This is a genomic window from Sphingomonas liriopis, from assembly GCF_024211255.1.
GTDB classification, from domain to species: Bacteria; Pseudomonadota; Alphaproteobacteria; order Sphingomonadales; family Sphingomonadaceae; genus Sphingomonas; species Sphingomonas liriopis.
In genome coordinates, this window is sequence record NZ_JAMLDY010000005.1 from 87,434 (window position 1) to 100,956 (window position 13,523).

The following is a 13,523-nucleotide window of genomic DNA, read 5'->3' on the forward strand; positions in this document are numbered from 1 at the left end:
GATATTCCATGGCTATGGACGGGCCAGCCGCTCAGCCCGTCGAGAATTCCAGCCCTGCGAAGCGGCCGTCCGCCAGCCACTGGTCCTTCAGGTGGAAGAAGGCCGCCGCCCCGGCGCCATAGCCGAAGCCCTGCGCCGCCTCCTGTGTCAAATGACCCTCCAGGTTGTAATAGCCCGGCGTGCATTGTTCGAAGAACGGCACGAGATTCGCCGCGACCTCGCCGCAATGCGCCACCCAAGCATCCTCCGCGTCCTGCGTCGCCTCGACGACCGGACGATCCAGCGCCTGCGCATGGCCGAGGATCGCGGCGATCGCCTTCGCACCCTCGGCCAGGCCGTGGCAGAAATTGGCAGGAAGCGCCGCCTGCGCATTCTGGTGGAGGAACAGATTGGGGAAGCCATGGACGTGCATGCCGTGGAAGGTGGAGAAACGGTGCGACCATTTGTCCTGCAGCGACAGGCCGCCGCGCCCGACGATGTCGTAGCCGGCGCGGCGGATGTAGTCGGTGCCGACCTCGAATCCCGAGGCGAAGACGATGCAGTCGACCTCATATTCCACGCCGCCGACGCGGATGCCCGTCTCGGTGACCGCCTCCACCCCGCGCCCGTCGGTGTCGAGCAGGGTGACGTTGTCGCGGTTGAACGTCTCCAGATAGCCGTCGTGGAACACCGGCCGCTTGCAGAAGCGGCGATACCAGGGCTTGAGCCGCTCGGCGGTCGCCGGGTCCGCAACGATCGCGTCGATCCGCGCGCGGATCTCGTTCATCTTCTCGGCGTCCGCGACCTCGGCGGCGTGCAGGATCTGCAGCATCGCATCGGGGCCGCTGGCGGTCGCCGCCGCCGCGGCGATCTTCTTGAACAGGAAGGTCCAGCCATCCTCGATCAGGTCGCGCTCCGCCGCGCCGCCCGAGGTCAGCGCGTTGAAATTGTCGATCCATTCCTTCTGCCAGCCGGGCTTGAGCGACGCGGCCCATTCGGGATCGGTCGGCACCTCCTGCCGGATATCGACACCGGACGGCGTGCGCTGGACGACGTAGAGGTGATCGGCGCTCGCGGCGAGATGGGGGATGCACTGGATGCCGGTCGCACCCGTGCCGATGATCGCGACGCGCTTGCCCTTCAGGCCGGTCAGGTTCCCGTCCGGTCCGCCACCGGTATAGGCATAATCCCAGCGGCTGGTGTGGAAGGTATGCCCCCTGAAGCCGGCGATCCCGGGAATGCCGGGCAGCTTGGGCCTGGACAACGGCCCGTTGGCGGTGACCAGATAACGCGCCTCGATCACGTCGCCGCGATCGGTCGATACGCGCCAGCGGCCGCTCGCCCCGATCCATTCGGCGCGCGTCACCAGCGTCTGGAACAACGCCTTGTCGCGCAACGACCAATGATCGACGATCCGTTCGGCATGGGCACGGATCTCCGGTCCCGAGGCATAGGAGCGCGGCGGCATGTAGCCCGTCTCCTCCAGCAGCGGCAGGTAGACGTAGGATTTCATGTCGCAGGCGAGGCCCGGATAGCGGTTCCAGTACCAGGTCCCGCCGAAGTCGCCGCCCTTCTCGATCATCAGGACATCGTCGATCCCGGCGTCCTTCAGCTTCACCGCGGTCAGGATGCCGCCGAAGCCCGCGCCGACGATCGCCACCTCGCACGTCCGCGTGATCGGGACGCGCTCGACGCGCTCGACATACGGATCCTCGGCGAAATAGGAGAAGTCGCCGCCGGTCCCGATATACTGGTCGATGCCGTCCTTGCGCAGCCTCTTGTCGCGCTCCTCCAGATATTTGGCGCGCAAGCCCTCGAGATCGACCGGGGTCGTTCCAGCATCAACAACCGACATATCCAGCTCCTTGTCCCCGCCTGCCCGGCGAGGGTCCTATCGTTGCGGTTCAGGCGGGCTTGACCCAGAAACTCTCCAGCCCGCGGAAGCCCGGGTTCATCGTATAGACCGCGTCATGCGCCGGGTCGGCGACCAGTGTCGGGAAGCGCTCGACCATCGCCTTCAGCAATTCCTGTGCCTCCAGCCGCGCGAGCGGCGCGCCGAGGCAGGTGTGCCGCCCCCCGCCGAACGAGAAATGCTTGACCGGCTTGCGCGCGATATCGAACCGGTCGGGATCGGGATTGACCGCAGGATCGTGGTTGAGCGCGGTCAGCATGATCGAGATCTGATGCCCCTTGGGGATGGCGACGCCGCCCAGTTCCATGTCCTCGCCCGCGATCCGGTCGGTCGAGAAGATCGGCGGTTCGAACCGGATCGCCTCGTCCACCGCATTGGGGATCAGCGCCGGATCGGCGACCAGCCGCGCCCAGCTGTCCCCGGCCTTCAGGATGTTGCAGATCATCGTGCCGAGCAGATCGGTCGTCGTCTGGTTGCCAGCGATCAGCAGCACCTGCGCATGTTCGACGATCTCCGGGTCGGTCAGCCGTTCGCCCTGATGTTCGGCGGTCATCAGCGCGGTGATGAGGTCGTCGCCGTCCATCGCGCCGGCACGCCGCGCGGCGATTTCGGCGCTGAACAGCTGATACAGGCTGACCGCCGCGGCCGCACCCTCTTCCTTGACCGCGGGCGGCGCGAGCGGGTTCAGCATCGCGGCGACCATCCGGTCCGACCAGATCTTGAAATCGTCGTGATGGCGCGAATCGATGCCGAGAATATCGGCGATGGTGATCGTCGGCAGCGGCCGGGCGATCGCATCGACGAAGTCGAACGCGCCCGTCCCCGCGGCGTCGATCAGCTGGCGGCACAGCGTCGCGACACGCGGCCGTGCACGCTCGATCCGCTCGGCGTTGAACGCGCGGCCGACCAGCCCGCGTACGCGCTTGTGCAGCGGATCGTCCATGAACATGATCGGCGGGTCGCGCGTCAAATCCTCGCCGCGCAGCCGCCGGGTCGACGTCTCCACGGTGTTGCGTGGATCGCTGGGCAGCTGGCGGTCGGCGAGCACCTTGCGCCCCACCTCCGCCGACAGCACGACATAATCGCGCAGCATCCCGTCGTGCAGCACCGGGCATTTGCCGCGCGCCGCGTTCAGCACGGCATGCGGATCGTCGCGGAAGGTCGCGGACAACGAGGTGAGCTCGAGCCCGCGCGGCAGATCGTCCTGGACAGCGGTCATGATGGAACCTTTCGCAAGCATCAGGTGAGGGGCTGAAGGTTGAGGACCTGCTTCGCCATGGCGAGCAGCGCGACGTCGCTGGCGGGTTCGCCGCGCACCGCGGCCTCAATCTGGCGGTGACGGGTTTCGATCTCGTCGCGATATTCGGGATGGGTGACGACGTAGAAGCGCCGCTCCGCCAGCGCCGCGAACGCCTGATCCGCGACCGCCGCGGGGGCGATGCCGTTGTCGACGAACGACCGGGTGAAGGCGCGCTCCTCCGCCGCCGCGCTGCTCAGCGCGTCGGGCGTCAGATCGGCGGGCAGGTTGCGGTCGGCATCGGTGATGTTGGTGGCGACGCTGCCCGGACACAGGACGGCGACGTGGATCCCGTGCGGGCGCAGTTCGTGCGCCAGCGTTTCGGAGATGGCGACGACGGCATGCTTGCTCGCCGAATAGACCGCCGAGCCGCCCGGCGAGACGATCAGCCCGGTGATCGAGGCGGTGTTGAGCACATAGCCACCCTGCCCGCCGGCGATCATCGCCGGCACGAACAGACTGAGGCCATACCCCAGCCCGAGCACGTTGACCGAGATCGTCCAGCGCCAGTCCTCGGGCGTCGCGGCACTGGCGGGCGCCTTCCACGCGATGCCGGCGTTGTTGACCAGCAGGAACGGTGCGCCATGATCGGCGATCACCGCCGCCGCGACGGCGCGGTACCGGTCGAGATCGGCGACATCGAGCCGATAGGTGAAGACCGTCGCGCCCTCCGCGCGAAGGGTCGCGGCAGCACCCGCCAGCGCGCCCTCCTCGATATCGGCGATCAGCAGCGTCATGCCTTCCGCCGCGCAGCGCTGCGCGATGGCAAGCCCGATCCCGCTCGCGCCGCCGGTGATGAACGCCGTCTTTCCGTGCATGTCCATGCAGCCCTGCTCCTTGATCGGCGAGCCTGACCGACTCGCATCTTTCATCTGCTAATAGTCTATACTGACTATTACAGGATTGCTAGATCGGATTGCTCGCGGGCGGCGTGTAATAGAGCGCCCGCGCGCCCGGATCGCGCTTGATGCGGCCGATCTCGTTGCGCGCGATCATCCGCAGATGGACCTCGTCCGGCCCGTCGACGAAGCGCAGCGCGCGCGCCCAGCCCAGGAAGCCGGCGAGCGGCGTGTCGTTGGTCAGGCCCATCGCCCCGAACACCTGGACTGCGCGGTCGATCACCCGCGTCTGCAATCCCGCCGCGACGACCTTGATCGCCGACACGTCGATCTTCGCCGCCTTGTTGCCATGCCGGTCGAGTACCGATGCGGCACGCAGGACCAGCAGCCGCGCCTGATCGATCTCGATCCGCGACAGCGCGATCCAGTCCTGGATATTGGCGTAGTCGGACAGGTGGCGGCCATAGACGCGGCGTTCGAGCGCGCGTTCGCACATCAGGTCGAGCGCCAGTTCGCACTGGCCGATCGTCCGCATGCAGTGATGGATGCGCCCGGGCCCCAACCGTGCCTGCGCCAGCGCGAACCCCGCGCCTTCGTCGCCCAGCAGATCGGTGACCGGCACGCGCACGTCGCGATACAGCACCTCGCAATGCCCCTCGACCGCCAGATGGTTGAGCACGGGGACGTTGCGCACCACGGTCAGCCCCGGCGTATCCATCGGTACGATCACCATCGAATGGCGCGCGTGCGGCGATGCGTCGGGATCGTCGTCGGTGACGCCCATCACGATCGAGAAGCGGCAATTGGGATGCAGAGCGCCGGTGGTGAACCATTTGCGCCCGTTGATGACATAATGATCGCCGTCGCGACGGATGCGCGTTTCGAGGTTGGTCGCGTCGGCGGAGGCGACGTCGGGTTCGGTCATCGCGAAGCACGACCGGATCTCGCCGCGCAGCAGCGGGTCCAGCCAGCGGCGACGCTGGTCCGGGGTCGCGAACAGATGCAGCAGCTCCATATTGCCCGTGTCGGGAGCGCTGCAATTGAACACCTCGGCCGACCAGGGCATCCAGCCGATCTGTTCGGCGAGCGGCGCGAATTCGAGATTGGTCAGCCGCGTGCCCGGCTCGTCGTCGCGCAGCGCCGGCAGGAACAGGTTCCACAACCCCTCGTCGCGCGCCAGTTGCTTGAGCGGCTCCATGATCTCGGACGGATAGCGACCGGCCTCGGTCGCATGCGACCAGGCACGGTTTTGCGGCAGGACATGGGTATCGCGGAACACCGCCATCCGGCCCCGCCATTCCTCGACACGCGGCGAATATTCGAAATCCATGCAATATCCTTTGGAAAGACGGAGCCGGTTCAGGCGATCTGTTCGACCGCCAGGCGGGCGAAGCGGCCCGCGAGCCGCCCGACGTCGGCGGCATTGTCGGCGCTGGCGGTGCCCTGCCGCGCGCGCGCCGCGATCCCTTCGAAGATCACCGCGAGACGGAACAGCGAGAACGCTGTGTGGAACGGCTCGACCGCGAACGCCTGCGACGCGGCGGCGCGATAGCGATCGAGATATTCGCGCTCCGTCGGGATGCCGAGCGCGGCATGGTCGAGATCGGCGATGCCCATGTAATCGGCGGCGTTCAGGTGCCAGCCGAGCGCGCTGTAGGCGACGTCCGCCGCGGGATGGCCGAGCGTCGACAATTCCCAGTCGAGCACGCCGACGACCCGCGGCTCGCGGGGATGATAGATGAGATTGCCGATACGGAAATCGCCATGCGCGATGGTGGTGATGTCGCTCGCCGGAATGTGGCGCGGCAGCCAGTCGATCAGATGGTCGATGTCCGCCGAGGCAGCGCCGTCCGCCAGTTGCCATTGCCGCGTCCAGCGCCCGACCTGGCGTTCGAAGAAATTACCCGACCGCCCGAAATCGGCGAGTCCGCGCGCGCGCCAGTCGACCGCGTGCAGCGCCGCCAGCGTATCGGCCATCGCCAGATACATGGCGCGCCTGTCCGCGGCCGATACGCCGGGCAGCGCAGGGTCGTTGAACACCCGCCCGTCGATCCGCTCCATCAGATAGAAGGGCGTACCGATCACCGCAGGGTCATCGCAGTAAAGCACCATCTCCGGCACCGGCACCTCGCTGTCCGCCAGCGCCGCCATCACCCGATATTCGCGATCGATCGCATGCGCGGACGGAAGCGCGTTGGGCGGCTGCTTGCGCAGGACGAGGCGCCGGTCGCCATAGGTCAGGAAGAAGGTGGGGTTGGACTGGCCGCCGGGGATCGACTCGATGGCCAGCATCGCGGCGGCACCGGGCAGAGCCGCTTCAAGATATTTTTCGAGTGCCGCCTGCATGGATCCGTCCTATCCCTTCCGGGCTTGCGTTATTCTGGTCTTAGGTGACTGATTCATCCTGAATAAAACACCTGCATTCGCCTATCCACCGAGGGAAGCGGCCAATCAGGCATTCGAATCCGGGATGCACAAACCACTATCCGTTTCGTATTTATACGTGTAGTTAAGAGCGCGAGTGAGGTAAAGCGCTTCCTGAGAAACCGGCGAAACGGTTCCAGAGCGCCGCCTTTCACCGGTGTCGAACGGAAGAATCCTGAGGAGGGGAAATGTCGAACAAGGCCTTGTTGGGGACGGTGTCCCGCATCACGCTTGGCATCCTGGCGGCGGCGACCGCGACGAGTGGCGCCTGCGCGCAGAGTGCCGGCACGGTCGCGCCCCCACGCCCTCCCGCCCAGACGACCGCCCCGGCCGACGACGAGACGCACGACATCATCGTCACCGCGCAGAAGCGCAGCGAGAGAATCCGCGATGTCGGCATGTCGATCCAGGCGCTGTCGAGCCAGTCGCTGGTCGATGCCGGTGTCGCCGCGCCACAGGATCTGGTGAAGGTCGTGCCGGGCTTCGCCAGCAACCCGACGCCCTATGGCGCCAACGTCTATACCTTGCGCGGCATCGGCTATCAGGAGACGACGCTGTCCGCCGCGCCGACCGTCACCGTCTACAGCGACGAGGTGCCGATCCCGTTCAGCCCGGAAACGCTCGGCACCGCGCTCGACCTCGAGCGTGTCGAGGTGCTGAAGGGCCCGCAGGGGACGCTATACGGGCAGAATTCCACCGGCGGCCTCATCAACTTCATCGCCGCCCGTCCTACCGATCGTCTCAGCGCCGGAGGACAGGTCAGCTATGGCAGCTTCGACGCGGTCGATGTCGAAGGCTATCTGTCCGGCCCGCTCACCGACACGCTGAAGGCCCGCGCCGCGTTCAAGGTCAGCGAGGGCGGCGCCTGGCAGAAGAGCTATACGACCGGCGCAAAACTGGGTGAGCGCGATCTGCTCAACGGCCGGCTGCTCATCGACTGGAACCCGGGCAGCCGCTTCCACGCCAGCCTCAACATCAGCGGGTGGCGCGACCATGGCGAGACGCCGGCGCCGCAATTCTTTGGGCTTCAGGTGCTGACGCCGGGCGCGACCGCGCTAATGCCGCCGGGGCTCGTCGCCTATCCGACCGCGCCGCACGACAATCGCGCCGCCGACTGGGATCAGGGTGTCGATTATCACCGGCGCAATTCCTTTTTCTTCACCTCGCTCAAGCTCGGCGTCGACATCACCGACGACGTCAGCCTGACCACGCTGACCTCCTATCAGCGTTTCAAGCGCGACCAGCCGGTCGAGGGCGACGGCACCGCGTTCGAGGATTACTCGACCATCCAGCAGGGTGACGTGAAGACCTGGTATCAGGAGGCGCGGCTGGCCGGCACGTTCGGCGGGCGGGGCAACTGGATGCTCGGCGGCAATTACGAGCACGACACGGTCTTCGACCAGTTCCGGATCCTCGACAAGGACGGGTCGCTCAGCCACGTCCTGCTCTCGGCAGCGCCGCTCGTCATCCTCAACCTGCCCGGCAATTTCGAGCGAACCGACCAGACAATCTCGACCGGCGCGATCTTCGGCAACGTCGAATATCCGGTCACCTCGACGCTGAAGCTGCAGGGCTCGGCGCGCTACACCAGGACGACGCGCGACTTCTTCGGTCAGGCGTTCGACGGAGTGAACGGCAACACCGCCTTCTTCTTCACCCTGCTCCAGGCGCAATTGCGCGCGGCCTATGGCGTGTTCACGCCAAGCGGCCAGACGCCGGGACTGACCGACTGTCTGTCGCTGGGTGCGGCGCCGACCTTCCTGATGGGATGCCGGACGGACCGATTGAAGGAGGACAACGTCAGCTGGCGCGTCGGCCTCAACTGGAAGGCGTCGAAGGACACGTTGCTCTATGCGAACGTCAGCCAGGGCTACAAGGCGGGCAGCTTCCCGACGATCATCGCCTCGACCCTGGCGGAGATGGACCCGGTCACGCAGGAACGGGTGACCGCCTATGAAGCCGGCGTGAAGACGTCGCTGTTCGACCGCACGTTCGACCTGACCGCGGCGGCCTTCTACTATGACTACAAGAACAAGCAGACGATCGGCCGTTATGCCGACATCGCGTTCGGCACGCTGCTGAAGCTCATCAACGTGCCCAAATCGCGCGTTGCCGGGTTCGAGGTGGCGGCGGCGTGGCGCCCGGTGCCCGGCCTGACGATCAGCCCCGTGATCTCGTACATCGATACCAAGGTGCTCGGCAGCTTCCGCAATTTCGACTATCTGGGGCAGCCGCAGGATTTCGGGGGCCGGGCGTTCCCGCTCGTTCCCAAGGTGCAAGGATCGCTCGACGCGCAATATCGCTGGTCGATCGGCGGCGACGCGAAGGCGTTCCTTGGCGGCAATCTCGCGGTCCAAGGCAAGACCTGGTCGGGCTTCATTCCCAACGACAACGAGAAGGTGCCGGCCTATACGGTGCTCGATCTGCGCGCCGGCGTGGAGAAGGACGGCTGGCGCTTCAGCGTGTGGGGGCGCAACGTCACCGACAGCTGGTACTGGACGTCGGCCACACGCATCAACGATGCGCTGGTCCGCCAGACCGGCATGCCGCGGACGATCGGCGCGACGATCGGCTTCGCCTACTGACCCGCGGCGGGTGGAGGGGCGTGTCCCCTCCCCCGCCGGCCATCGCTACCGCAAATATTTGTGGTCATTGTTGACTATTACCGACGATCTGCGACACTCGTCATCATAGCGGACGCGACGCTGAGTTGCCTGACGACGGTCCCGCGACCCGCGGGGAGACAGGCGGCGAAGCCCACGTCGAACGAAAACACGAACAAGGTTTAGGAGAGGCTGGTCATGAAACACGTGCGAACGCGCGCGGTTACCTGCGCGCTTGCCCTGTGGGCATCCACCATCACCACGCTTGCCGGCCCCGCGCCAGCCATGGCGCAGGCGATCGGCACCTTCCCGCCGGTGGAAACGGGCATCGTCCTGCCCAAGGACGAAGGCTCGCACCGCCAGCCCGCCGAATGGTGGTACATGACCGGCTTCCTCGACGGCACCGACCCGGCCGGCGGCAAGCATGCCTATGCCTATGAGATGGTGGTGTTCCAGATCGCGCCCGTCGCCGGCCTGCCCCCGGTCTACGACGCGCATTTCGCCATTTCCGACCTCACCCGCGGCACGTTCAAGTTCGAGAAGCGCGTGCTGCCGGGGCCGTTCACGACCACGGCGAACCGGTTCGACCTCGATGTTGCGGGGTTCAAGATGGGCGGATCGATGGGCGCCTATTATGCCAGGGCCAGCCGTACCGACCTGCAATATGCGATCGACCTGACCGCGCAGGCGACGCAACCGCCGACGCTCAACGGGATCAACGGCGTCGAGACCTATGGCGCGTGGAAATCGCCTTATTATTCGTTCAACGCCAACCGGACGAGCGGGACGGTGTGGGACCATGGCGTTCCCGTAAAGGTCACGGGCACGACCTGGTACGATCACGAATGGGCGACCGGGGCGCCTGGCCAGGCGGACAGCGGCTGGACGTGGTTCGGCGTGTCGATGGACGACAATACCCAGTATAACCTCAGCTTCTTCATGAAGGGCGACGGCACGATCGATCATATGATCGGGGTCAAGACCGCCAACGGCACCTATACGCCGATCCCGGAAAACCAGATGGCGCTGGAGCGCATCGGCAGCTGGCGGAGCCCGAACACGGGATACACCTATCCGGCGAGCTGGAAGGTGACGCTGCCCGATGGCGCGATCAGCATCGTGCCGATCATCCAGGACGCCGAGCTGCACGCGCCGGCGACGCAGAAGTTCTATTACGAAGGCCCCGCGAAAGTCACCGGCACGCTGAACGGCCGCGCCGCCACCGGCCGGGCCTTTGCGGAGATGAACCCCTGGGGCGTCGACTGGGGCCTGCGCATCCTCCCCTGATCGCCAGCGCGATCCACCACCATAACCACAAGGAGAGCAAGGATGATCTGGAGAACGGTACGAAAGCGGCTGGCCGGCATTGGCAGCGGCCTCGCTTTGCTGGCGATGACGGGCGGCATCGGCTCAACCGCGGCGCAGGCGCAATCCTTCGAACAGCCCGCCCCGTTGTCGCTGCCCAAGGATGAAGGCGCGCACCACAGCCAGCTGGAATGGTGGTATTTCGTCGGCCATCTTTACGGCACCGACCCGAGCGGCGCGAAGCGCGAATATGGCTATGAGGTCACGGTGTTCCAGCTGTGGCCGCTGCCGCTCGGCCCGGCGACCTATTCCTGGCATTTCGCGATCACGGACGTGAACAACAACGTCCACCGGGTCGAGGAGCGGATCAAGGCCGATACGATCCCTGCGCAGACCGGCGGCTTCAGCTTCACCAACAAGGACTGGTCGGTCGGTGGATCGCAGCAGAATTACGCGATCAAGGCGATGCTGTCCGATGGCCGGTTCGGGATCGACCTGACGACCAGCAGCCGCATTCCCTTCACGGTGCACGGCAACAACGGCATGGTCGATTACCGCCCGATCGGCAAGACATCGGCCTATTACTCGTCGACGGCGCTCGATACGGTCGGCACGATCTACGACAACGGCGTGCCGATCCGGATCACGGGCACCTCGTGGCAGGACCGCCAGTGGTTCATCAAGGGGACCGCGCTCAACCAGGGCGGCTCCTTCTTCGGCGGCGGCTGGAACTGGTTCGCCATCCAGCTCGACAACAATACGCAGTACATGCTGTATTATCTGCAGGATCCGCTGACCGGGGCGATCGTCAACAAGTTCGGCACCCGCGTCGTCAACGGCGGCTCCAGCCCGCTCGCCGGACCGCAGATGGATCTGCAGGTGCTCTCGACCTGGCGCAGCCCGCAGACGGGGTACAATTACCCCGCGAAATGGAATGTCGTGCTGCCCGAAGGGACGTTGACCATCACCCCGCAGGTCGCCAATCAGGAAATGGTGTGGCCCGCCCATCGGACCTATTGGGAGGGCACGTCGGCGGTCGTCGGCACGCTGAACGGCCAGTCGGTCACCGGCCGCAGCTATGTCGAGGTCAATCCCTACAACCAGCCCTACGCGTCGCTGCCCTGAGCGCCGACGTACGACCGATGACGAAGGAAGGCGGCCCGACGGGACATCCCGATCGGGCCGCCGCCCGTTCGAACCCTGCCTCCCTGTCGAAAGTGATGCCATGATCCGATCGAACGATCGCCCTCGGCACCGGCCGTCCGCGATACGCGCGTTCCGGCTGATCGCGCTGCTGCTCGTCGTGGCGATCGGACAGGCCGGCCGGGCGCAGACGAGCGCCGACACGCTCACCTATCTGACCGCGATCACGGTCGTGGAGGACAGTGCGGCGAAGACCGTCCTCAAGCTCCAGCTCACCCCGCGGATGAACACGCACGTCAGCGCGACCGACGCCTCCGGCACGCCCGCGGTCGCCTTCACGCTCACCGCGCGCGGCCGGCAGCTGGTCGTGCCGGGGGGCTTCACCGGCCCGCTGAAGGCGATCCGCGTCGAGGAGAATCCCGGCTTCCTGTTCCTCCGCTTCGATCCCAAGACGCCCGGCGTGCAGATCGGGTCGATCGACAATCGCGACAACAGCGTGACGGTCACCCTGTCCGATCCACGGCGCAGCGCGACCGATACGACCGCATCCTCCACTGATACCGGCGCGCCCGGCCTGTCCGCCGCCGCGGCCGGGCCGGTGCCGCCGGCCGCGGATTTCTCGGCAATGGGGTTCGAGCTCGTCATGCTCGAATATGCCGACGTCAGCGAGGTCGCAGGGCTGCTCACCGACGGCGCGTCGATCAAGCCCAACGACAATTTCGTGCCGCGCTCGCCCGGTTTCGGCTCCGCCAATACCAACGGCGTCAGCTCCAGCTACAATCCGGGACCGCAGACGCAGAACACCGATCCCGAGCCGTTGGGGCGGTCGATCAATCCGAACATCGGCGTCGACCGCCGGCTCAACGCGATCTGGCTGCGCGGCGACCCGGCGACGATCAAGCGGCTGAAGGCGCAGATCGCGGCGATCGACCAGCCGATCGACACCGTCATGCTCGAAACGCAGATCGTCGAGCTGACGCAGACCGGCGCGCGCAACCTGGGGCTCGACATCGCCAATGCGAACGGCCAGATCGCCACCGCGACCGCCTCCTACGGCAATATCTCGTCGGCGGGGTCGTCCTTTCCGCTGACCACCCGCCAGCTCAGCGGCGCGGTCAATCTGCAGGCGTCGCTCTATGCTCAGGTGCAGAAGGGCGAGGGCCGCATCCTTTCACGCCCGCGGATTTCGGCGCAGAGCGGGTCGGCGGCGCGGATCGTCACCGGCGATGCGATCCCGATCCTCACCTCGATCACGCTGTCGGGGGTCAACGGCGTGTCGCAACAGGTGCAATATGTGAACGTCGGCGTGACGTTGCAGATCGCGCCGCGCGTCACCGAGGACGGCATCGTCTCCAGCCACATCTATTGCGTCGTATCGAGCGTCACCGGCTATCTGCAGGGCTATCCGACGATCAGCCAGCGCGAGGCGGAGACCTATGCGGCGGTACGCGACGGCGAATCCTTCGTCATCGGCGGCCTGTCGCAGGAAAGCAGCATGAAGACCCGCACCAAGCTGCCGATCCTGGGCGACATACCGATCCTGTCGATCCTCGCCGGCGCCAGCAAGTTGAGCAAGCAGACCACGGAATTGTACATCATGGTGACGCCGCATGTGATCCGCCGGCTGAACCTCAGGACCGCCGGCGGGCGGGAGGCGGTGCCGCCCGGGACGCTCGTCGCCGCCCCAACCGGCTCGTGAGCGTCAGTCCGCGTCGGCGATCGTCACCGTCATGCCGTCGAGGGCGTCGGTGATCGTCACCTGACACGACAGCCGCGACCGGGCGTCGCGGCTGTCGGTCCCGTCGAGCAGATCGTTTTCGTCGTCCGACATGGGCGGCAGCCGGTCGAGGAAGTCCGGCGCGATATGGACATGGCAGGTCGCGCAGCTGCAACAGCCGCCGCACAAGGCGGCGATCTCGTCGATCCCGGCGTCGCGGAGCGCCGCCATCAGCGTTACTCCCGCCGGTGCCTCGATCGCCTGCTCGTCCCCTTCCCGCAGGATGACGGAAATGTGCGGCATC

General features: G+C 66.3%; 10 protein-coding genes. 4 read left to right on the forward strand and 6 right to left on the reverse strand.

Features of this window, described 5'->3' with window-relative positions:
* Positions 1-31: 31 nt before the first annotated feature.
* The 5 genes from M9979_RS05240 to M9979_RS05260 all read right to left on the reverse strand — a co-directional run bounded on the left by M9979_RS05240 (position 32) and on the right by M9979_RS05260 (position 6,373).
* Positions 32-1,834, reverse strand: coding sequence for a flavin-containing monooxygenase (locus M9979_RS05240; RefSeq protein WP_254288288.1), 1,803 nt, complete (start codon positions 1,832-1,834; stop codon positions 32-34).
* Positions 1,835-1,883: 49 nt separating this feature from the next.
* A complete protein-coding gene (locus M9979_RS05245) occupies positions 1,884-3,110 on the reverse strand; it encodes a cytochrome P450 (protein WP_254288289.1) in 1,227 nt (408 codons plus the stop codon).
* 20 nt (positions 3,111-3,130) lie between these two features.
* Positions 3,131-4,012 (reverse strand): SDR family NAD(P)-dependent oxidoreductase, encoded by an 882-nt coding sequence (locus tag M9979_RS05250; RefSeq protein WP_254288290.1) that lies wholly within the window; start codon positions 4,010-4,012, stop codon positions 3,131-3,133.
* A gap of 82 nt (positions 4,013-4,094) precedes the next feature.
* Positions 4,095-5,357 carry an acyl-CoA dehydrogenase family protein gene (locus M9979_RS05255; RefSeq protein WP_254288291.1) on the reverse strand — a complete coding sequence of 421 codons (1,263 nt, stop codon included), beginning with the start codon at positions 5,355-5,357 and terminating at the stop codon, positions 4,095-4,097.
* A 29-nt stretch (positions 5,358-5,386) separates the two neighbouring features.
* Positions 5,387-6,373 (reverse strand): phosphotransferase family protein, encoded by a 987-nt coding sequence (locus tag M9979_RS05260; RefSeq protein WP_254288292.1) that lies wholly within the window; start codon positions 6,371-6,373, stop codon positions 5,387-5,389.
* Positions 6,374-6,639: 266 nt separating this feature from the next.
* On the opposite strand from M9979_RS05260, the gene M9979_RS05265 reads away from it, so the two are divergent.
* The 4 genes from M9979_RS05265 (at position 6,640) to M9979_RS05280 (ending at position 13,201) form a co-directional block, all read left to right on the forward strand.
* On the forward strand, positions 6,640-9,036 hold the full coding sequence (locus tag M9979_RS05265; RefSeq protein ID WP_254288293.1) for a TonB-dependent receptor: 2,397 nt from the start codon (positions 6,640-6,642) through the stop codon (positions 9,034-9,036).
* Between the two features lie 216 nt (positions 9,037-9,252).
* Positions 9,253-10,341 carry a carotenoid 1,2-hydratase gene (locus M9979_RS05270; protein WP_254288294.1) on the forward strand — a complete coding sequence of 363 codons (1,089 nt, stop codon included), beginning with the start codon at positions 9,253-9,255 and terminating at the stop codon, positions 10,339-10,341.
* A gap of 42 nt (positions 10,342-10,383) precedes the next feature.
* Entirely contained in the window at positions 10,384-11,484 is a 1,101-nt protein-coding gene (locus M9979_RS05275; RefSeq protein ID WP_254288295.1) for a lipocalin-like domain-containing protein, read from the forward strand.
* 100 nt (positions 11,485-11,584) lie between these two features.
* Positions 11,585-13,201, forward strand: coding sequence for a type II secretion system protein GspD (locus M9979_RS05280; protein ID WP_254288296.1), 1,617 nt, complete (start codon positions 11,585-11,587; stop codon positions 13,199-13,201).
* Between the two features lie 3 nt (positions 13,202-13,204).
* On the opposite strand, the gene M9979_RS05285 is transcribed toward M9979_RS05280, so the two are convergent.
* The gene (locus tag M9979_RS05285; protein WP_254288297.1) at positions 13,205-13,522 is read right to left on the reverse strand and encodes a 2Fe-2S iron-sulfur cluster-binding protein; all 318 of its coding nucleotides are present in this window, start codon (positions 13,520-13,522) and stop codon (positions 13,205-13,207) included.
* Position 13,523 lies beyond the last annotated feature (1 nt).

Bases quoted from the DNA above. Each gene is read 5' to 3' on its own strand.
- M9979_RS05240 (WP_254288288.1), bottom strand. From the start codon at position 1,834: ATGTCGGTTGTTGATGCTGGAACGACCCCGGTCGATCTCGAGGGCTTG.
- M9979_RS05245 (WP_254288289.1), bottom strand. From the start codon at position 3,110: ATGACCGCTGTCCAGGACGATCTGCCGCGCGGGCTCGAGCTCACCTCG.
- M9979_RS05250 (WP_254288290.1), bottom strand. From the start codon at position 4,012: ATGGACATGCACGGAAAGACGGCGTTCATCACCGGCGGCGCGAGCGGG.
- M9979_RS05255 (WP_254288291.1), bottom strand. From the start codon at position 5,357: ATGGATTTCGAATATTCGCCGCGTGTCGAGGAATGGCGGGGCCGGATG.
- M9979_RS05260 (WP_254288292.1), bottom strand. From the start codon at position 6,373: ATGCAGGCGGCACTCGAAAAATATCTTGAAGCGGCTCTGCCCGGTGCC.
- M9979_RS05265 (WP_254288293.1), top strand. From the start codon at position 6,640: ATGTCGAACAAGGCCTTGTTGGGGACGGTGTCCCGCATCACGCTTGGC.
- M9979_RS05270 (WP_254288294.1), top strand. From the start codon at position 9,253: ATGAAACACGTGCGAACGCGCGCGGTTACCTGCGCGCTTGCCCTGTGG.
- M9979_RS05275 (WP_254288295.1), top strand. From the start codon at position 10,384: ATGATCTGGAGAACGGTACGAAAGCGGCTGGCCGGCATTGGCAGCGGC.
- M9979_RS05280 (WP_254288296.1), top strand. From the start codon at position 11,585: ATGATCCGATCGAACGATCGCCCTCGGCACCGGCCGTCCGCGATACGC.
- M9979_RS05285 (WP_254288297.1), bottom strand. From the start codon at position 13,522: ATGCCGCACATTTCCGTCATCCTGCGGGAAGGGGACGAGCAGGCGATC.